The 19,693-nt window shown below is 72.4% G+C and carries 17 protein-coding genes; 10 read left to right on the top strand and 7 right to left on the bottom strand.

The annotated features are described in order from the left end of the window. Positions 1-22: 22 nt before the first annotated feature. Positions 23-658, top strand: coding sequence for a copper chaperone PCu(A)C (locus tag Sru01_RS23360; RefSeq protein WP_203989849.1), 636 nt, complete (start codon positions 23-25; stop codon positions 656-658). 9 nt (positions 659-667) lie between these two features. On the opposite strand, the gene Sru01_RS23355 is transcribed toward Sru01_RS23360, so the two are convergent. Both Sru01_RS23355 and Sru01_RS23350 read right to left on the bottom strand, forming a co-directional pair. After that, a complete protein-coding gene (locus Sru01_RS23355; protein WP_203989847.1) occupies positions 668-1,357 on the bottom strand; it encodes a response regulator in 690 nt (229 codons plus the stop codon). Next, the gene (locus Sru01_RS23350; protein ID WP_203989893.1) at positions 1,354-2,487 is read right to left on the bottom strand and encodes a sensor histidine kinase; all 1,134 of its coding nucleotides are present in this window, start codon (positions 2,485-2,487) and stop codon (positions 1,354-1,356) included. Before Sru01_RS23350 ends, Sru01_RS23355 begins: the two co-directional genes overlap by 4 nt. 157 nt (positions 2,488-2,644) lie before the next feature. Between Sru01_RS23350 and phoU the strand changes: the two genes are divergently transcribed. Then, entirely contained in the window at positions 2,645-3,304 is a 660-nt protein-coding gene (phoU, locus tag Sru01_RS23345) for a phosphate signaling complex protein PhoU (RefSeq protein ID WP_203989845.1), read from the top strand. 119 nt (positions 3,305-3,423) lie between these two features. Here the strand turns inward: phoU and Sru01_RS23340 are convergent, their stop codons facing one another. From Sru01_RS23340 to mshA, 3 genes are all read right to left on the bottom strand, one after another. After that, on the bottom strand, positions 3,424-4,167 hold the full coding sequence (locus tag Sru01_RS23340; RefSeq protein WP_203989843.1) for a phosphoglyceromutase: 744 nt from the start codon (positions 4,165-4,167) through the stop codon (positions 3,424-3,426). A gap of 26 nt (positions 4,168-4,193) precedes the next feature. Beyond that, on the bottom strand, positions 4,194-4,688 hold the full coding sequence (locus Sru01_RS23335; protein WP_203989841.1) for a type III secretion system chaperone family protein: 495 nt from the start codon (positions 4,686-4,688) through the stop codon (positions 4,194-4,196). A gap of 82 nt (positions 4,689-4,770) precedes the next feature. Continuing rightward, positions 4,771-6,060 carry a D-inositol-3-phosphate glycosyltransferase gene (mshA, locus tag Sru01_RS23330; RefSeq protein WP_275412205.1) on the bottom strand — a complete coding sequence of 430 codons (1,290 nt, stop codon included), beginning with the start codon at positions 6,058-6,060 and terminating at the stop codon, positions 4,771-4,773. Positions 6,061-6,210: 150 nt separating this feature from the next. Here mshA and Sru01_RS23325 point away from each other — a divergent pair, with 150 nt between their 5' ends. Continuing rightward, positions 6,211-6,957, top strand: coding sequence for an SDR family oxidoreductase (locus Sru01_RS23325; protein WP_203989837.1), 747 nt, complete (start codon positions 6,211-6,213; stop codon positions 6,955-6,957). Next, positions 6,954-7,802, top strand: a complete 849-nt coding sequence (locus Sru01_RS23320; RefSeq protein WP_239137673.1) for a class I SAM-dependent methyltransferase — start codon at positions 6,954-6,956, stop codon at positions 7,800-7,802. The genes Sru01_RS23325 and Sru01_RS23320 overlap by 4 nt, the downstream gene beginning before the upstream one ends. Before the next feature lie 95 nt (positions 7,803-7,897). Here Sru01_RS23320 and Sru01_RS23315 read toward each other — a convergent pair whose 3' ends face one another. Next, positions 7,898-8,416 (bottom strand): O-acetyl-ADP-ribose deacetylase, encoded by a 519-nt coding sequence (locus Sru01_RS23315; RefSeq protein WP_203989835.1) that lies wholly within the window; start codon positions 8,414-8,416, stop codon positions 7,898-7,900. Positions 8,417-8,535: 119 nt separating this feature from the next. Here Sru01_RS23315 and Sru01_RS23310 point away from each other — a divergent pair, with 119 nt between their 5' ends. From Sru01_RS23310 to Sru01_RS23285, 6 genes are all read left to right on the top strand, one after another. Continuing rightward, complete coding sequence (locus Sru01_RS23310) at positions 8,536-10,761, top strand: transglycosylase domain-containing protein (protein WP_203989833.1); 2,226 nt, start codon at positions 8,536-8,538, stop codon at positions 10,759-10,761. A gap of 104 nt (positions 10,762-10,865) precedes the next feature. Next, positions 10,866-11,222 carry a BlaI/MecI/CopY family transcriptional regulator gene (locus Sru01_RS23305; RefSeq protein ID WP_203989832.1) on the top strand — a complete coding sequence of 119 codons (357 nt, stop codon included), beginning with the start codon at positions 10,866-10,868 and terminating at the stop codon, positions 11,220-11,222. Between the two features lie 2 nt (positions 11,223-11,224). Continuing rightward, positions 11,225-12,142: a M56 family metallopeptidase gene (locus Sru01_RS23300; protein ID WP_239137672.1), complete on the top strand. Its 918-nt coding sequence runs from the start codon at positions 11,225-11,227 to the stop codon at positions 12,140-12,142. A 64-nt stretch (positions 12,143-12,206) separates the two neighbouring features. After that, positions 12,207-12,686, top strand: coding sequence for a helix-turn-helix domain-containing protein (locus tag Sru01_RS23295; RefSeq protein ID WP_203989830.1), 480 nt, complete (start codon positions 12,207-12,209; stop codon positions 12,684-12,686). 3 nt (positions 12,687-12,689) lie between these two features. Continuing rightward, positions 12,690-13,157, top strand: coding sequence for a hypothetical protein (locus Sru01_RS23290; protein WP_203989829.1), 468 nt, complete (start codon positions 12,690-12,692; stop codon positions 13,155-13,157). A gap of 172 nt (positions 13,158-13,329) precedes the next feature. Beyond that, the gene (locus tag Sru01_RS23285) at positions 13,330-13,665 is read left to right on the top strand and encodes a DUF2516 family protein (protein ID WP_203989828.1); all 336 of its coding nucleotides are present in this window, start codon (positions 13,330-13,332) and stop codon (positions 13,663-13,665) included. Between the two features lie 131 nt (positions 13,666-13,796). Here the strand turns inward: Sru01_RS23285 and Sru01_RS23280 are convergent, their stop codons facing one another. Beyond that, the gene (locus Sru01_RS23280) at positions 13,797-19,631 is read right to left on the bottom strand and encodes a ThuA domain-containing protein (protein WP_203989827.1); all 5,835 of its coding nucleotides are present in this window, start codon (positions 19,629-19,631) and stop codon (positions 13,797-13,799) included. Positions 19,632-19,693: the final 62 nt, after the last annotated feature.

Raw genomic sequence — 19,693 nt, 5'->3', positions numbered from 1 at the left:
GTGTACAAGGAGATCCGTAACCGTGACCAGCTCCAGCCGCCGCAGACTGATCGTCGCCGCCGCGTTGCTCGGCGCCGCCCCGGTGCTGGCTGGCTGCGGCTCGGGCGCCACGGCCAACACCAGCACTCCGTACGCCCCCACCGAGGCCGGCATCCTGCTCGACGGCGACGGGGGCGGCTACGGCCGCGGCGGCATCAAGATCCCTCAGGCGTTCGTCCTGGGTCCGGAGTCGGGCGCCCAGATCCCGGCCGGCGGCTCCGCGCCGCTCTACCTCACCATGGTCAACTCCACCGGCCGGCCCGAGACGCTGGAGGCCATCGCGCCGGACGACAAGAGCGCGTCGTCGGTCAAGCTGCCCTCGCCCATCTCGATGCCGCCCGGCAAGCTGGTCAACACCGGCCGCCCGGCCTCCCAGGTGACCGTGGAGGGCGTCCGGGCCCCGTTGCGCGGCGGCGAGTCGCTCGTCCTCACCCTGCGCTTCTCGGGCGCCGGTGACGTGCGGATGAGAGTCCCGGTCGTCACGCGCAGCCGCGAGTTCTCCAGCCTCTCGCCGGCCCCCGAGGCGTCCCCCTCCGGCTCGCCCACCCCGGGCCCGGTGGTCACCCCCTCGCCCACCGCCACCACGACCGCGACCGCGACCCCCACCCCGAGCGAGTAGGCCCCGGCGTCACCCGCCCACCGGGTCGAGTTTGTAGCCGAGACCGCGGACGGTGACGATGCACCTGGGGTTGGCCGGGTCGGACTCGACCTTGGCGCGCAGCCGCTTGACGTGCACGTCCAGCGTCTTGGTGTCGCCGACGTAGTCGGCGCCCCAGACGCGGTCGATCAGCTGGCCGCGGGTGAGGACGCGACCGGCGTTGCGGAGCAGCACCTCCAGGAGCTCGAACTCCTTCAGCGGCAGCTGTACCTGCTGCCCGCGGACGGCGACGACGTGGCGTTCCACGTCCATCCGGACCGGCCCGGCGGCCAGGACGGCGGGCTCGGGCTCCTCGACGTCGCCCTGGCGGCGCAGCACGGCCCGGATCCGCGCGACCAGTTCGCGGGAGGAGAACGGCTTGGTGACGTAGTCGTCGGCGCCGAGTTCGAGGCCGACGACCTTGTCGATCTCGCTGTCCTTGGCGGTGAGCATGATCACCGGCACCTTGGAGCGCTGGCGGAGCGAGCGGCAGACCTCGGTGCCGGGCAGGCCGGGCAGCATCAGGTCGAGCAGCACCAGGTCGGCGCCGTTGCGGTCGAAGGTCTCCAGCGCCTCGGGCCCGGTGGCCGCGACGGCCACCTCGAAGCCCTCTTTGCGGAGCATGTAGGAAAGGGCGTCGGAGAAGGACTCCTCGTCCTCCACGACGAGCACGCGGGTCACTGCGCGGCCTCCAGGGGGATGATCGGTGTGCTCGGCACGGCCAGTGCCGTACCGCCGAACGCCGGCAGGCGGAGGGTGAAGGTGGAGCCGGAGCCTTCCTTGCTCCACACGCTCACCTCACCGCCGTGTGCGACGGCGACGTGCTTGACGATGGCGAGGCCCAGGCCGGTGCCGCCGGTCGCCCGGGAGCGGGCCGCGTCCACCCGGAAGAACCTCTCGAAGATGCGCTCCTGGGAGCTTTCGGGGATGCCGATGCCCTGGTCGCTGACGCTGACCTCGACGGACTCGCCGGCGGGGCGGGCGCTGACCACGACCCGGGTGCTCTCCGGGCTGTAGGCGACGGCGTTGTCGATCAGGTTGCGCAGCGCGGTGACCAGGAGTTCGTCGTCGCCCCAGACGCGCAGGCCCTCGGTGCCGCCGGCCACCAGGGTGATGGCCTTGGCGGCCGCCCTGGTGTTGCAGCGGTCGATGGCCTCGTGCATCACCTCATCGACCGGTACGCAGGCCGGGGTGGGGATGGGGTCGCCGCCCTGGATGCGGGAGAGCGTGATCAGATCTTGCACGAGGTAGGTCAGCCGGGCGGCCTCGTGTTCCATGCGGCCGGCGAACCGGGTGACCGCCACCGGGTCGTCAGCGGCCGCCCGGACGGTCTCGGCGAGCAGGCTGAGCGCGCCGACCGGGGTCTTGAGCTCGTGGCTGACGTTGGCGACGAAGTCGCGGCGGACCGCCTCGACGCGGCGGCGTTCGGTCTGGTCCTCGGCGAGCACCAGCACCTGGCCGTGGGTGCCGAGCGGGGCGACGCGCACCGCGAAGTTGGTGGCCTCCATGCCGAACTTGTGCGCGGCGACCTCGAACTCGCTCTCCCGGATCTCGCCGTCCCGGCGGACCTGCCGGGCGAGGGCGAGCAGCTCGGCGGCCATCAGCCGGTCACCGCGGACGAGCCCGAAGGCGCGGGCGGCCGAGCTGGCCCGCAGCACCCGGTCATCGCGGTCGAGGACGACCGCCGAGGAGGGGAGTACGGCCAGCACGGACGCGACGCCCTGCGGCAGCGCGCTCTCGCCGGCTTCCACCGGGTGGGGCTCGCCGCCGGCGCGGGTGCGGACCGCCATCATGGCGATCGCCCCGACCATGAAGCCGGCGAGCGCGGCCAGGCTCGTCACGAGTTCACTCACGCTTCCGATGGTAGGTGGCGCTTTCCGCCGGTCAGGACCCCGATCACACCTCTTTCCCGGAGAGTTCATCTGGTGGACGAAGTTCGTTCACGAACGCGCGCGTAGCGTGAGCCGCATGCGCGACGCCTTCCATCAAGAACTAGACGCTCTCAACGACCGGCTGGTCGAGATGACCCGCCTGGTGCGCTCGGCCATGTCGAGGGCGACCACGGCGTTGCTGGACGCCGACCTGTCCCTCGCCGAGAGCGTGATCTCCCATGACGCGGACATCAACCAGATCTACCAGGACATGGAGCGCTCGATCTTCGCGCTGATGGCGACCCAGCAGCCGGTCGCGGTGGACCTGCGCGTCGCGATCACCGCGCTGCGGATGGGCGGCGACCTGGAGCGGATGGGCGACCTCGCGGTGCACGTGGCGAAGATCGCCCGGATGCGCCACCCGGAGTCGGCCATCCCCGCCGAGGTGCGCGACACGATCCTGGAGATGGGGCAGATCGCCGAGCGGCTGGTCACCAAGACCGGCAGCTGCATCGCCTCGCACGACGTCGAGCAGGCCAAGGAGCTGGACGACGACGACGACGCGATGGACCGGCTGCACCGCCGGCTGTTCCGGGTGCTGCTGGCGAAGGACTGGGCGCACGGCGTGGAGCCGGCGATCGACATCACGCTCACCGGCCGCTACTACGAGCGGTACGCCGACCATGCCGTCCGGGTGGCCCGGGACGTGGTCTACCTGGTCACCGGGGACCGGCCGGAGAGCGCCGCCGCGTCCTGACCGGCCGGGCGCCCCGGCACGCCCAGGAGCGGCCGGGGGCGGAGCGTGGGCCGGCCCCGCGCCCGGGCGGCGCGGGGCCGGTCGGAGGACGCGGGGCCGGTCGGGAAGATCTGCGAAGGTCAGCGCCCCTGGTTGGCCACTGCTTCGATGGCGGCCTTGGCGGCCTCCGGGTCGAGGTACTCGCCGCCCGGCTTCACCGGCCGGAACTCGTCGTCGAGCTCGTAGCGCAGCGGGATGCCGGTCGGGATGTTCAGCTTGGCGATGGCCTCGTCGCCGACGCCGTCCAGGTGCTTGACCAGGGCGCGCAGCGAGTTCCCGTGCGCCACCACCAGGGTGGTGCGGCCGGCGGCGAGATCGGGCACGACCCGGTCGTACCAGTAGGGCAGCATCCGCTGCACGACGTCCTTCAGGCACTCGGTCCGGGGCAGCAGCTCGGGCGGCAGGGTGGCGTACCGCCGATCGCCGGCCTGGGAGAACTCGTCGTCGTCGGGCAGCGGCGGCGGCGGCACGTCGTAGGAGCGGCGCCACAGGGTGAACTGCTCGTCGCCGAACTCCTCGCGGGTCTGGGCCTTGTTCTTGCCCTGCAGCGCGCCGTAGTGGCGCTCGTTGAGCCGCCAGGAGCGGGAGACCGGCAGCCATCGCAGGTCGGCGGCGCCCAGGGCCAGTTCGGCGGTCTGGATCGCCCGGCTCAGCACCGAGGTGTGCAGGACGTCGGGGAGCACGCCGGACTCGACCAGGAGCCGGCCGCCGCGCCGGGCCTCCTGTTCGCCCGCGGGCGAGAGTGTGACGTCGACCCAGCCGGTGAACAGGCCTTTCGCGTTCCACTCGCTCTCGCCATGCCGCAATAGCACCAAAGTAGCCATGCGGCCAAGCTTAGGGTCTCGGCGGGTCAGCCGGTGGGGCCGGTCCGGTTGATGAACGACTCGAAGGCGCGCAGGTTGGCCAGGGACTCGCCGCGCTTGACGCGCCATTCCCACTCGCGGCGGATGGAGGTGGCGAACCCCAGTTCCAGCGCGCGGTCGAACCACTCGTCGGCGTAGGTAAGCACGCAGCCGAGCAGCCGGTCGATCTCCGCCTCGCTGATCGCGTCGAGCGGCAGCCGGCCGACCAGGTGGACGTCGCCCACGTCGTCCAGCGCGAAGTGGACGCCGTACATGGCGCCGTTCTTGGTCAGCAGCCAGCGGTAGAACTCCGCGTGGTTCTCGTCGGGCTGCCGGCAGAAGAACGCCTCCACGTGCAGCGCCTGATCCGACAGGCTGAGCCAGGTCATGGTCTGCAGCTTGTGGTGGCCGGGCAGCTTGACCAGGAAGGCGCCGGGCTTGGGGCGTTCGTAGGAAATCTCCGCGGCCTTCAGCGCGGACTCGATGACCGTCTCGTGATCCATGGGCGTACGCACCTGGCCTTCCTACCCGTCTGGCGCGGCTTCACCGCCGGTCCGGGCTTTTCGCGGGGACTTGCCCCGGCTGTCACGGGTTGGCGCACACCGGGACGCGGCACAGCGCGGCGCGGGCCTCGGCGTACACCTCCAGCAGGCGGGCGGCGGTGGCGTGCCAGCCGAAGGCGGTGGCGTGGTCCCTGGCCCCGGCGGCCAGCGCGGCGCGCCGGCGGGGCCGGTCGGCCAGGGTGCGCAGCACGGCGGCCCAGGTCTCGGGCCGGTGCCCGTCGACCAGGACGCCGGAGACGCCGTCCCGGACGGCGGTGCGCAGCCCGCCCACCGACGCGGCGGCCACCGGGGTGCCGCAGGCCTGGGACTCCAGGGCCACCAGGCCGAAGGACTCGTTGTAGGAGGGGACGACGGTGACGTCGGCGGCCCGGTACCACTCGGCCAGCTCCGGTTGCGGGGCGGGCGGCAGCAGCCGGACGACGTCGGCGATGCCGAGCCCGTCGGCCAGTTCGGCCAGGTGGGCGGGCCGGGCGCGGCCGTTGCCGCTCGGCCCGCCGACGAACGCGACGACCAGCCGGGAGCGCAGCGCCGGGTCGGCGGCGAGCATGGCGGCGGTGGCGCGCAGCAGCACGTCCGGTCCCTTGAGCGGCTGGACGCGGCCGACGAAGAGCATGACGTGGGCGTCCGGCGGCAGGCCGAGCGCCCGGCGGGCGGCGCGGCGGTCACCGGGGCGGAAGACCTGCAGGTTGACGCCGGGGTTCACGACGGCGACCCGGTCGGCGGGGGCGTGGTAGAGATCCACCAGTTCGGCGGCCTCGGCGGTGGTGTTGGCCACCAGGCGGTCGGCGGCCTCGACGACCTGCTGCTCGCCGAGCACCCGGGCGACGGGTTCGGGCCGGTCGTCGCGGGCGAGCAGCAGGTTCTTGACCTTGGCCATGGTGTGCATGCTGTGCACCAGGGGGACGCCCCAGCGTTCCCGGGCCGGCCAGCCGACCTGGCCGGACAGCCAGTAGTGCGAGTGGATCACGTCGTAGTGCCCGGGCTCGTAGCCGGCCTCGGTGCGCAGCACGCCGGACAGGAATTCGCAGACCTGGGCGGGCAGATCGCCCTTGTCCAGTTCCTCGTAGGGGCCGGCGGTGACGTGCCGGACGGTCACCCCGGGTTCGATCTCTACCGTGGGCGGGAGATCGCGGGCCGTCTGCCGGGTGAAGATGTCGACCTCGACGCCGTATCGGGCCAGCCGCCTGGCCGCCTCGACGATGTAGACGTTCATGCCGCCCGCGTCGCCGGTGCCCGGCTGGTCGAGCGGGGACGTGTGCATGCTGATGGTCGCCACCCGGTTGATCCGGTGGGTGACCGGGATCCGCGGCACGTGACACCACCTCCAGACGGGATACAACCGACCCATACTTCGTGAGATTCCCCGACAAAGGTTGAAAAGGCCCCACGGTGATGGTCCCACGGCCGCCCTGGCAGGATTACCGGCGGAGTACCCGAAAGCGGCGAACCAGAGGGGCGGCACATGCACAGGACAGCGGTGGTCACCGGAGCGAGCAGCGGCATCGGCGAGGCCACCGCGCGCCGCCTGGCGGCCGAGGGCTTCGACGTCGTGGCCGCGGCCCGCCGTCATGATCGCCTGGAGCGGCTGGCGGCCGAGGTCCCGGCGATCCGCCCGGTGATCCTGGACGTCACCTCCGACGATTCGGTCGCCGAGTTCGCCGCCGCGGTGGACCGGTGCGACGTGCTGGTCAACAACGCCGGCGGCGCCTTCGGCGCGGAGCCGGTCGCCGACGCGGCGACCGACGACTGGCGGCAGATGTTCGAGGTGAACGTGCTCGGCTCGCTGCGGGTGACCCGGGCACTGCTCCCCCGGCTGATCGAATCCGGCGACGGGGTGCTGCTGATGCTCACCTCCACCGCCGCCTTCGTCAACTACGAGGGCGGCGGCGGGTACAGCGCGGCCAAGCACGCGCAGAGCGCCATGACGCAGACGCTGCGCCTGGAACTGTGCGGCGAGCCGGTACGGGTGGTCGAGATCGCGCCCGGCATGGTGCGCACCGACGAGTTCGCCCTCACCCGGTTCCGCGGCGACGCCGCCCGCGCCGAGCAGGTCTACGCGGGGGTGCCGGACCCGCTGACCGCCGACGACATCGCCGACGCCATCGCCTGGTGCGTCACCCGGCCGGCGCACGTCAACATCGACCGCCTGGTGATCCGCCCCCGCGCCCAGGCGGCGCAGCACAAGGTGCACCGGATCTCCGGAACGTGACCGCCGGGCCGCGGCGGCGGCCCGGCCGGCCGGTCGGCGAGATCACCAGGGGCACCACCGGCCACAACCGGCTGCGCCGCTGCGACCGGTGGACGGCGGCGGTCTACCGGCCGCTGCTGGTCGCCGCGGACCGGCCGCTGGTGGTCGACCTCGGGTACGGGGCGTCGCACGTCACCACCTCGGAGCTGTTCCGGCGGCTGCGCCGGGTGCGTCCCGACGTGGAGGTGGTCGGCCTGGAGATCGACCCGGCCCGGGTCGCCGCGGCCCGGCCGCACGAGCGCCCGGGGCTCACCTTCGCACGCGGCGGCTTCGAGCTGCCGGTGGACCGGCCACCGGTGATCGTCCGTGCCTTCAACGTGCTCCGCCAGTACGGCGAGAGCGAGGCGTGGGCCGCCTGGGACCTGCTGCGCTCCCGGCTGGCCCCGGGCGGGGTGATCGTGGAGGGCACCTGCTCGGAGATCGGGCACCGCGCCTGCTGGGTGGCGCTGGACGCGCGAGGGCCGCGCACAGTGACGCTCGCCGCCCGGCTCGCCGGGTTCGACCGGCCGTCGGCGCTGGCCGAACGGCTGCCCAAGACGCTGATCCACCGCAACGTGCCCGGCGAGCGCGTGCACGCCTTCCTGCGGGACTTCGACCACGCCTGGCAGGTGTGCGCGCCCTACGGCGCCTACGGGGCGCGCCCGCGCTGGACGGCCGCGGTCGAACTGCTGGCCGGCAGCTGGCCGGTCGCCGCCGTCCCGCCGCTCGGCGGCCGGCGCCGCTGGCGGCTCGGCGAGGTCACCCTGCCTTGGTCCGCGCTCGCCCCGGCCGGACCGCCGGCCCGCGCGCGCGACGCGACGGCCTGACCACCTTCCGCCGCGGACCGCCCATCTCGGGCAGGGAACCTTCCGCCGCGGACCGCCCGCCTCGGGCAGGGAACGCCCGGCCGGCGCCGGCCGTACTACCCGTCGAGGCGGGCCAGCACGTCGGAGAAGACGCGATACGCCTCCGCGCCGAACAGCACAAAGCGCGCCTCGGTCACCCGGGTGCCGGCCGCGCGCACGGTGGCCAGCGCGATGCGCGCCGCGTCGTCCATCGGCCAGCCGTACACCCCGGCCGACACCGCGGGGAAGGCGACCACCCGGGCGGCCAGCGAGTCGGCGACCTTGAGTGACTCGGCGTAACAGGAGGTCAGCAGGTGCGAGCGGTCCTCGGACTTCGCGTACACCGGGCCGACGGTGTGGATCACCCAGCGGGCGGGCAGCCGTCCGGCCGTGGTCGCGACCGCCTGGCCGGCCGGCAGCCCGCCGGCGTACCGGTCGGCGCGCAGCGCCCGGCACTCGGCCAGGATCTCCGGCCCGCCGCGCCGGTGGATGGCGCCGTCCACCCCGCCGCCGCCCAGCAGCGACGAGTTCGCCGCGTTGACCACGGCGTCCACCCGTTGCTCGGTGATGTCCCCCTGGACCAGCGTAATCTCCATGCGGCGGCTCTTTCCTCGCGCGCGTCCGGCTGCCGCCGGTCCGTCCGGCGGGACGCGTCCGTACCCGGCTTGCGGGAGAATATCCCGGTGATCAGCTCGAAGTACCCCCGGAGCGACCGATGACCATTTTCGACGAAGGCGGACGTGACCAGGCGGACGAGACGCGCCGTACCCCCGGCCGGGACGCCTCGCCGGTGCACCGCGCGCTGCACTCCAACCTCGGGCGGTTGATCGCCGCGGCGCTGGCGGCCGGCGTGCTGGTCGCCGGGCTGGCGCTGCCGGCCGTCGGCGGCGCCGGCGCGATCGTGGTCGGTGCGTCCGACGAGCTGAACATCAAGCCGGTGGATCTGGTGGAGCCGCCGCTGGCCGAGAAGAGCACCGTGCTGGACGCGCGGGGCCGGCCGATGGCGCAGTTCTACGAGGAGTACCGCGAGGTCGTGCCGCTGGCGAAGGTCGCCGGCGTGATGAAGCAGGCGATCATCGCGATCGAGGACTTCCGGTTCTACGAGCACGGCGCGATCGACCCGGAGGGCACGCTGCGCGCGCTGGCCAGCAACCTCAAGTCCGGCGGGGTGAGCCAGGGCGGGTCCAGCATCACCCAGCAGTACGTCAAGCAGGTCCTGCTCAACTCGGCCGCCACCGAGCAGGGCAAGGAGAAGGCCCTGGAGACCAGCTACGCGCGCAAGCTGAACGAGCTGCGGTTCGCGATGGGCGTCGAGCAGAAGTACACCAAGGACGAGATCCTGGAGAAGTACCTGAACATCGCCTACTTCGGGGCGAGCGCCAACGGGGTCGAGGCGGCGGCCAAGCGGTTCTTCGGCGTGCCGGCCGCCGAGCTGACCCTGGCGCAGGCCGCGACGCTGGCCGGCGCGGTGCAGGATCCCAACCGCACCGACCCGAACCTCGGCAAGAAGTACCGCCAGCGCCTGCTGGAGCGGCGCAACGTGGTGCTCAACCGGATGGCCGAGCTCGGGAAGATCACCCCGCAGCAGGCGGCCGAGGCCAAGGCCACCAAGCTCGGGTACAAGGGGACCCCGCTGCCGGGCGAGTGCGCCACCGCCCGCTACCCGTACTTCTGCAGCTACGTGCGCAACGAGATCCTGAGCAACCCGGCGTTCGGGAAGTCGGCCAAGGCCCGGCGGAACCTGCTGTACCGGGGCGGGCTGACCATCAAGACCACGATCGAGCCGCGGATGCAGGCGGCGGCCGAGCGGGCCATTCGCAAGCGGGTGTTCGCCTCCGATGCTCCGGTCGCGGCCGAGGCCCTGGTGCAGCCGGGCACCGGCGCTATCAGGGCCATGGCGGCCAGCCGCGACTTCGGCGTCTCCAAGAGGCGCAACCAGATGTCGTACAACATCGTCGCCGACAGCGCGCACGGCGGGCTCGGCGGGTTCCAGGCCGGGTCCACGTTCAAGACCTTCACGCTGGTCACCGCGCTGAAGAAGGGGTGGAAGGTCAACCAGGGCCTGACCGCGGGCGCCGGCTTCCGGGCGTCCGGCTACGCCGACTTCAAGAACTGCAAGGGCCAGCCCATCGGCGACATCAATCACACGGTGACCAACGACGAGGGCTCGCCCGGGTTCAAGACGCTGCAGACCGGCACCTGGGGCTCGGTGAACACGTTCTTCATGGAGCTGGAGCGCAGGGTCGGGCTGTGCGATGTGGTGCAGACCGCCAAGTCGCTCGGCATCCACCGGGCGGACGGCAAGCCGCTGGTCGAGTTCGAGACCTTCACGCTCGGCACCAACGAGATGGACCCGGTGACGGTCGCCAACGCCTACGCGGCGCTCGGCGCGCGCGGCAAGTACTGCGCGCCGATGGCGATCACCCAGATCACCGACCGGAACGGCGTGGTCACCCGGTACCGGCCGCAGTGCCGCCAGGCGGTGGATCCCGCGGTCGCCGACGCCGCCGCGCACGTGCTGTCCGGGGTGTTCACCAAGGGCACCATGCGCCCGGTGGGCGGCCTGCCCGGCCGGGACGCGGCGGGCAAGACCGGCACCACCGACGATCAGGCCTCCGCCTGGTTCGCCGGCTTCACCCCCGACCTGGCCGGCGCGGTCAGCATCGGCGACCCGCGGGGTGCCATCGCGCACAAGCTCAACAACATCGTCATCGGAGGCCAGCGGTACGGGTCGGTGTTCGGTGCCTCGATCCCCGGCCCGATCTGGCGGGACACCATGATCGCGGCGTTGCGCGGCGTGCCGGCCACCGAGTTCGAGCCGCTGGACACCGAGCGGTTCGGCGGCTGCGGCGGCGGATGCGCGCCGGTCAAGAAGCCCCGCCCCGACGGCGGCGGCGACGGCGCCGGTAACGGCGATGGCAACATCGTGGTGGTGCCCTGATCCGCACCCCGGGCCCGGCCGGCCGGGCCCGGGTGACGCGTCTCACCCCCGGCGCGCCGACCCACCTCTACACGACGTAGTACTACCCGAGGTAGGCTTGGGACGTGAAGGGTCTCGGCGAGCTTGAACGCAGCATCATGGACATCCTCTGGGCGCATGACGGGCCGCTGACCGCCCGGGAGGTCGGCCGGCTGATGGCCGACCGCGATCTCGCGCCGACCACGGTCATGACCGTGCTGGACCGCCTCACCCGCAAGGGCTTTCTCAACCGCACCCGCGACGGGCGCGCCTGGCGCTACGAACCCGGTGCGAGCCGCGACGCGTACGTCGCCGAGCTTATGCTGGAAGCACTCGACATGACCGGCGACCGGTCGGCGGCGCTCACCCGGTTCGCCCAGACGGTCTCCGGCACCGAAGCCGAAATCCTGCGTAAAGCACTCACGGAGCTGGAAGAAGAGTGATCATGGCCGCTGTCCTGGCCGCGCTCGCCACGGCGTGCGCGGTGGGCGCGTGGCGGCTGTCGCTCGCCAGATGGCCGTGGCGGGCACCGCGGGCGGCCATCTTCTTCTGGCAGTCGCTCGGCGTCACCTGGGGCCTGGCCAGCGTCGGGGCGCTGCTGGCGTTCGCGCTCGCGCCCTACGGCGGCGGCGTGGTGTACGGCCTGGGCGCCTTCGCCGACGCGGTCGTCTCGTTCGGCCACGGCCCCTTCACCCTGGCCGACCTGCCGCGGGCGCTGGCCCTGGCCGCGGGCCTGATGCTGCTGGCGGTGCTGGTCAGCGTGCTGCTGGTGGCCACCGCGCGGACGGTGCGCGCCCGGCGGCGGCACCGCGCGCTGCTGGCGCTGATCTCCCGCGAGGATCCGGGCGTGCCGGGGGTGCGGGTGGTCGACCACCCGGGCGCGGCGGCGTACTGCCTGCCCGGCATCATGTCGTCGGACGTGGTGGTGAGCGCCGGCACCCTGTCGCTGCTGAGCGCGGACGAACTCAAGGCGGTGCTGGCCCACGAGGCCGCGCACGTCCGCGAGCGGCACGACCTGGTGCTGCTGCCGTTCACCGCGCTGAGGTGGCTGCTGCCCTGGGTCGGGGTGGTGCGCGACGCGCATTCCTCGGTCGCGCTGCTGATCGAGATGGCCGCCGACGACCGGGCCCGCCGCTACTGCTGCCCCCGCCGGCTGGCGACCGCGCTGCTGCGGTTCGGGGCGGCCGGGCAGTTGCCCGCGCCGAGCGGCGCGCTCGGCGCGGCCGGCGCGCAGGTGATGGCCCGGGTGGACCGGCTGGTCCGGCCCGGCCCGGCGCTCCCCCGGCGGTGCCGGTACGGCCTGGTCACCTTCTCGATGCTGCTGTCGGTCTCCGGGCCGCTGCTGTGGATCTATCCGGGCTGACCGCCGCTTGCTCCCGCTAGCGGATGTGTTTGCAATTGCAAGCACGGCGCGGCACAATGGAGGCATGGAACTGCCGAAGGTCGGTTCGATCGGCGAGTACATCCGCGACCAGCGGAAGCAGGCGAAGATCTCGCTTCGCCAGCTCGCCAGCCAGGCGGGGGTGTCCAACCCCTACCTGAGCCAGATCGAGCGCGGGTTGCGCAAGCCGAGCGCGGAGATCCTGAACCAGATAGCCAAAGGTCTGCGCATCTCGTCGCAGGCGCTCTACGTGCAGGCGGGTCTGATCGACGACCGCGAGCCGGACAGCGACGTGCTGGCCGCGGTCCGCGCCGACCGCTCGCTCACCGAGCGCCAGCGGCAGGTGCTGATCGATATCTACGAGTCTTTCCGCAAGGAGAACCGCGCCGCGGCTCCGGCCGGGACGGAGCCCGCCGCAGCGGACGCCCGGCCCTGGCCGGAGACCGACGAAGCCGACGCGGTCGCCCAGGAGGCTGCCACCTCCGTGGCGGACGAGCGCAGTCAACCGGAACCCAAGGAAGGTTAACCCATGCCCATCAACGACGAGGTCAAGAAGCTCGCCGAGTCCAAGCCGTTCTACGCGGTCGCCGGCGCCGGCGACTTCGCGGTCGAGAAGCTCCGCGAGCTGCCCGAGCAGCTGCAGCGCCTGCAGGCCCGCCGGCCGGAGGTCCGCACCGCGGCCCGAGACCTGCCGTCCGTGGCCCGCAAGTACGCCGGCACCCTGCAGGTGCGGGCCGAGGCCGTGGCCAAGGAGCTGCCGGAGCGGGCCAAGGAGTACGCCGACACGATCGGCTCCCGGGCGGCCGGGCTCTACGACGAGTTCGCCAACCGCGGGCGCAAGGTCGTCAGCCGGGTGACCGGCGAGGCCGCGCTGGAGCTGGAGGAGGTCTCCACCACCGCCGAGCCGGCGATCGCCAGCCGCACGACCCAGACGCGGCCGACCCAGACCCGGCCGGCCCAGACCCGCAAGACCACCGGCACCCGCGCCAAGTCCTGACGGCCCGCCGGCCCGCCGCGCGGGCCGGTTCGGCCGGCGCATCACGCGGCCCGTTCCCGGAACCGGGGACGGGCCGCGCGCGTTGTGCGTAGGAGCGGCCGTCCGCCGGCCCCCCGGCGCCGTTCCCCGGCTAGGCTGAACCCCGGCCGGCCCCGTCACCCCTGGAGAGACGATGTTCCAGATTCACGGATTCCTGGATCTCATCTTCTGGCTGCTCGCCATCGGCGCGTTCGCGCTGTGCGCCTGGGCGCTGGTGCACGCCCTCCGGACGCCGGCGCGCGCCTTCGCCGTGGCGGGCAAGCTGTCGAAGAAACTGTGGCTGCTGATCCTCGGGCTGGCCAGCCTGTTCACCTTCGCCACCGCGGTGCAGTACCTCTCGGTGCTCAGCATCTTCACCATCGCCTCGGTGATCGGCGCCGGCATCTACCTGGCCGACGTGAAGCCCGCGGTGGGCGAGATCGGCAAGGGCGGCGGCGGTGGCAACAACGGCCCGTACGGCCCCTGGTGAGCTGAGCGGAACGCCGGAGGCCGGGCAGGTCGGCGTCGCGCCGGCCCGCCCGGCCTCCTCGGCACCGGACGCACCGCGTCATGGACCGCGCCGCACGGGAACGCCGGGCGTCCCCGTGCGGGCGGACCGGGTCAGTCCTTCGTCTTCCGGTTCGCCACCGGGCCGCTGAGCTGGGCGATCAGCTTGTCGGTGTCGCGGGCCAGCACGTCCCGGACCTCGGCCACCGGGACCACCGTCGGGTCGGTGGCCAGGGTGCGGAAGGCCCGCAACTCCTTGATCGTCTTGGTGTCGTTGCCGTTCGCCTCCGCCTTCCGGACCTTGGTGAGCTGCGCCTGCAGCCGGTTCCCGCTCGCCTGGCCGAGCATGCTCGTCGCGACGAACCGGTCGATCAGCTTGGCCAGGTCGCGGGTCGAGGTGGTGACCCCGAACGTGACCTGCTGGGTGGTGGTGTTGCCCGCGTGGTCGGTGGCGGTCACCGACAGCGCGTGGGTGCCGAGCGCCAGCTCGTACAGCGCCTGGAGCCGGCCGGAGTAGCCGGCGCCGTCCAGCGTGCCGGTCAGCGTCTTCACCCCCGACGTGCTGTCCACGGCCTGCCAGGTGATGCGCAGGTCCTGGCTGTCGCCGTAGATCTGGCCGTCGGAGATGCCGGACACCAGGACGGTCGGCCGGGTCCCGTCGATCTTCAGGGCCGCGGCCTTCTCGGCCTCCACGTTGCCGGCCTTGTCCTTGGCCCGGTAGCGCAGCGTGTGGTCGCCGTCCCCGGAGACGTTCACCGGCTCGGTGTACGCCTTCCAGTCGCCGCCGTCCAGCGAGTACTCGACGCCGGCCACCCCGGAGGCGCCGTCCGCGGCCGCGAGGGTGACCGGGACGGTGGCGCCGTGCCAGCCGTCGTCGTTGGCGGGCGCGAACTGCGCCGTGGTCAGCGGCGCGGTGGCGTCCTTCTTCACCTCCACGGTGCCGTCGGCGCTGTTGCCCGCCTTGTCGGTGGCCCGGTAGGCGACCGTGTGCACGCCGTCATTGGCGACGGTCACCGGGTCGGTGTACGGCGTCCACGGGCCGCCGTCCACGCTGACCTCGGTCGAGGCCAGCCCGGAACCCTCGTCGGCCGCGGTCACCGCGACCGCCACGCTGGAGACGAACCAGCCGCCCGCCCCGTCCGGGGCGGACGGGGTGGTCTTCGCCGAGACGGTGGGCGGCGTGGTGTCGGCCGTCTCTCCCCATGAGGCGTGGAAGAAGTCGAACTTGGCCGTCTTGGACGCCGCCTGGTCGACGCCGAAGGCGAACAGTCCCGCCTTGGCCCCGCCCAGCGCCTGGTTGATCACCCCGGAGCCGATCTCGGTCCAGGTCTCGCCGTCGGCGGAGGAGAACCCGTGGTAGGTGCTCCCGGTCCGGGTCAGCCGCAGCCACCACACGCCGTCGGTGATGCCGGTGACCTGCGGCTGCGGGTCCTGGACCACGTCCCCGACCTCGCTGCGCAACTCCAGCCGGCGGGTCGACCCCTCGGCGATGTAGTCGAGCTTCACGTAGTCGGCGTCGCCGCCGTAAACGATCAGCCCGGCCTGCTGGTAGGCCTCGTCGAACGCCGAGGCGTCGACCTTGGTCTCGATGGTCCAGTCGCCGGCCGGCGGGCTCTGCAGGATGAAGTTCTTCGGCCCGCTGTTACCCGAGCCGTAGATGTCGCCCTTGCTGGTGTCGATCTCCAGGTTGCCGCCGGTCACCCGGGTCGCCGCCGCGTCCGGGCGGACGATCGTGGTCCACCGGCAGCCGTCCAGCCGGTCGCCGTCGAACTCGTCGTCCGGCGGCACCGGGCCCGCGGTGTCGTCCGGCGTGATCTGGAACCAGTCGAACGCCGCGTCCACCACCGGCCGGTTCCCGGTGGAGGCGAAGGCGGCCAGGCCGATGCGCGGGTTGGTGATGCCCGCGATCTTCTTGTCCTTCTGCGGCATCTGGGTCCAGGTGACCCCGTCGGCCGAGTAGGACGCGGTCAGGTCGGTGCCGTCGCTGGCCAGCCGGACGTAGGCGGTGTCGGGGAAGCTCGCGCCGAGGTTGGCGGTGTTGGAGTCCGACACCTCGTTCGGCGCGCCGGCCTCCTCCCGGACGTACTGGAAGATGCGCGCGGCCGCGTCGTTGGTGCCGCGTGCCTCGATGACCATCTTGGCGTAGTTGTCGTCGTCGCCGTACAGGATCAGGCCCGCCTGCTGGTAGGCGTCCCGGACCGGCGCCGTCACCTTGGCGGTGGCCTGCCAGGCGCCCTCGGGGGCGGGCTGCAGCACCATGTTGGTGATGGGCGTGGCGTTGCCGGTGCCGTAGATGTCGGTGGCGCTGGTCGGCAGGTGCAGCGCGCCGCCCTCGATCCGCAGGTCCTGGTTCTCCCGCAGCACGCTCCACCGCGAGCGGTCCAGCGTGGTGCCGTCGAAGCCGTCGGACCGGCCGCTCAGGCAGGTGGTGCCCGGGCTGTCCACCGTGATGGTGACCTTCTCGGTGCGGGCGGCGCCCTTGGCGTCGGTCACGGTGACCGACGCGGTGTAGGTGCCGGGCACCTGGTAGGTGTAGGAGGCGTCCGGCGTGGTGGGCGCCGGGGCCCCGGCCACGCCGAGGTTCCACTTGTAGGTGAGCGGGGTGTCGCCCTCCGGGTCGGTCGCCTCGGCGTGCAGGCTGACCTGCAGCGGCGCCTGCCCCTGCGCCGGGGTCGCGGTGACGGTGACCGCCGGCCGCTGGTTGACGGTGACGCCCTTGCCGACGAACTCGGTCCAGTTGACGTTGAGCAGCCCGCCGGTGTTGTCGCTGCCCGCCGGCCGGCGGACCACGAAGAACAGCGGCCCGCTCGTCGCCGGCGGGTCGTCCAGGGTGACCGGGAAGTCCTGGTAGGACTGCCAGCCGCCGGTATTGCCGACCTCGGCCTTGCCGAGCAGCGGCCCGTCGGCCGCGCCCGCGCGCACCTCGATCGTGCCGCCGGTGCTCGCCGACGCCGCCCGGAAGCTCAGCCCGCCGATCCCGCTCAGGTTGATCGGGTCGTGGGTCCAGTAGTCGCCGTCCTCGATGGAGCCGATGTCGCTGCCGCCGCCCAGCGGGTCGGACGCCTGCTCCACCTTGACGCCGGGGTCACCGGTGCCCGCCGCGCCGGAGACGCGGCCGGTGGCCGAGAAGTGCTCGGCCTCCTTGCGCTTGGGCTGCAGGATCGCCAGCCCGCGGCCGGTCAGCGGCTTGGACGCCCCGGCGCCGCCCTTGTCGGTGTAGGTCGCCTCCAGCACGTAGAAGATGTTGTCGGCCTCGCCGTGCCCGGCCGACAGCGTGGTCTGCACGGTGCCGGTGCAGCCGGTGTACTCGTCCAGCGGGTGGCTGTGGGAGTCGTGGCCGAGGTAGGCCTTCACCTGGACGCCGGCGCAGTCCACCGTGCCGTCCTCGGGATCGGTGACGGTGACCTCGTACTTTACCTGGTCGCCGAACTCGAACAGCCCGCCGTCCGGCGGCAGCACGATCTTGACCGTCGGGGCGGTGTTGCCGACCGTGATCGGGATGCTCGCGGTGCCGGTCCGGCCGTCCTGGTCGGTCACGGTCAGCACGGCGGTGAAGTCGCCGTGGTCGGTGTAGGTGTGGGTGGGCTTGGCCTCGGTGGAGTCGGTGGTCCCGTTCCCGTCGAAGTCCCAGGCCAGGGTGATCGCCGTACCGTCCGGGTCGGTCGAGCCGGTGCTGTCGAACTTCACGGTGAGCGGCGCCGGGCCGGAGGTCCGGTCCGCGGTCGCCTTGGCGATCGGCGACCGGTCGCCCTGGATGTAGTCCACCCGGTAGACGCCGGAGTCGGTGTTGTCACCGCCGAACCCCGAACCCCACTCGATGATGTAGAGGGCGCCGTCCGGGCCGAACTTCATGTCCATCGGCTTCTTGAAGGACATGTCGCCGAGCATCGGGTTGATGTCGACGAGCTGGGAGCCGTCCTCGTTGAGCTGGAAGGAGTACAGGTTGTCCTGGTTCCACTCGCCGAAGACCACCTTGCCGTCCCAGTACGCGGGCCACTTGCGGTCCGACTTCAGCTCGGGGTCGTACCGGTAGGCGGGGCCGGACATGGGGGCGCCGCCACCGCCGAGCTCGGGGAAGGCCGGGTCGGGGGCGTAGTGGTAGTACACGGTGGCCGGGATCACCTTGGGCAGGTCGGTGATGCCGGTGTTGTTGGGCGAGGTGTTCTTCGGCGCCGCGCAGTCGAACGGCTGCCCGGAGGTGGCGGTCGCGAAGTCGTAGTCGACGTAGGGCTTGTTGTTGCCGACGCAGTACGGCCAGCCGTAGAACCCGGGGGCGTTGAGGATGTTCCACTCGACGGTGTTCTCCGGGCCGCGCGCCGGGTTGGCGGTGGCCGCGTCCGGCCCGTAGTCGGCGACCAGCAGCTTGTGCGTCTTGGGGTCGATGCCGATCCGGAACGGGTTGCGGAAGCCCATGCCGTAGATCTCCGGGCGGGTCTTCGGCGTGCCCGGCGGGAACAGGTTCCCCTCGGGGATGGTGTAGGTGCCGTCCGCCTCGGGGTGGATGCGCAGGATCTTGCCGCGCAGGTCGTCGGAGTTGGCCGCGCTGCGCTGCGCGTCCCACGACGACCGGCCGGACCGCTCGTCGATCGGGCTGTAGCCGTCGGAGGCGAACGGGTTGGTGTTGTCGCCGTTGCCCAGCCACAGGTCACCGGTGGCCTTGTCGAACACCATGCCGCCGCCGTGGTGGCAGCACTCGGCCCGCTGCACCGGCACCTCCAGCACGACCTTCTCGCTGGCGGTGTCCAGCTTCAGGTCCGTGCCCAGGGTGAAGCGCGACAGCCGGTCGACGACCTTGTCCTGCGGCGAGTGGTACAGGTAGACCCACCGGTTGGTGGCGAACGCCGGGTCCAGCGCGATGCCGAGCAGGCCGCTCTCGTTGGCGGTGAAGACCGGCAGGTGCCCGGCGGTGATCACGCCGCCGTCCCGCTTGACCGCCTTCACGTCGCCGAGCCGATCGATGTAGACGACCGTGCCGTCCGGGGCGATGTCCAGCATCATCGGGTTGGAGGTGTTGTCGTCGAGGGTGACCTTCTCGTAGGAGGCGTCCAGGCCGGCCGTGCAGTCGGCCGGCGCCACCCCGGCGGCGGTCCGCAGCCCGCCGAGCAGCATCTTGAGGTACTCCGGCTCGGCGAAGGACTCGTCGGTGTGGCCGAGCGCGGTGTACCAGGAGCGGCCGCCGTCGTAGTTCTGGCACCAGCTGTTCGGGTGGTCGGCGCCCATGGTGCCGCCGCTGTAGGAGGTCTCGTCCAGCGAGGTCAGCACGTGGACGTTCCCCCGCGGGTTCGCCCGGAAGTCGTACCACTCGTCGGTGCGCGACCAGCGGGTGGGCAGCCCGGCGGTGGACGGGTGCGCCGGGTCCTCGACCTTGACCGTGGCCTGCTGGATCGCGGGGTGCTGCTTGAAGTAGGCGCCCACCAGCTCGCCGTACCACGGCCAGTCGTACTCGGTGTCGGAGGCGGCGTGCACGCCGGCGTACCCGCCGCCGTCCTTGATGTACTTCTCGAAGGCCGCCTGCTGGGCGGCGTCGAGCACGTCACCGGTGGTGGACAGGAAGACCACCACGTCGTACTTGGCCAGGTTGGCCTCGGTGAAGGCCCCGGCGTCCTCGGTGGCGTCCACGGTGAAGTTGTTGTCCTGGCCGAGCTTCTTGATGGCGGCGACGCCGGCCGGGATGGAGGTGTGCCGGAAGCCGGCGGTCTTGGAGAAGACCAGCGCGGCGAACGCGGGGTCCGCGGCGGCCGCGGTCTTCCCGTACGCGGTCTTTCCGGACGCGGCCGTCGCGGCGGCGGGCGCGGCGGCGGTGCCCGCGGCCTGGGCACCGGCCGCCGGGACGGGCGCCAACAGCGCGGTGGCGAACGCGACCAGCAGGGCGATCAGTGGCCGCAGGCCGTATCTGGATCTCGCCCGGCGTGCCGGGCGTGGGCGAACAGGGCGGGGGGCGATGCGCATCGTCAGGTCCTCGAAGTGGGGCAATGGGAAATGCGGCACGTTGGCACGCCCGTTTCCGGGCA

The sequence above is a fragment of the Sphaerisporangium rufum genome, from assembly GCF_016863395.1.
GTDB lineage: Bacteria > Actinomycetota > Actinomycetes > Streptosporangiales > Streptosporangiaceae > Sphaerisporangium > Sphaerisporangium rufum.
Note: the sequence above shows the minus strand (reverse complement) of the source record. Positions and strands in the feature narration are given on the sequence as shown.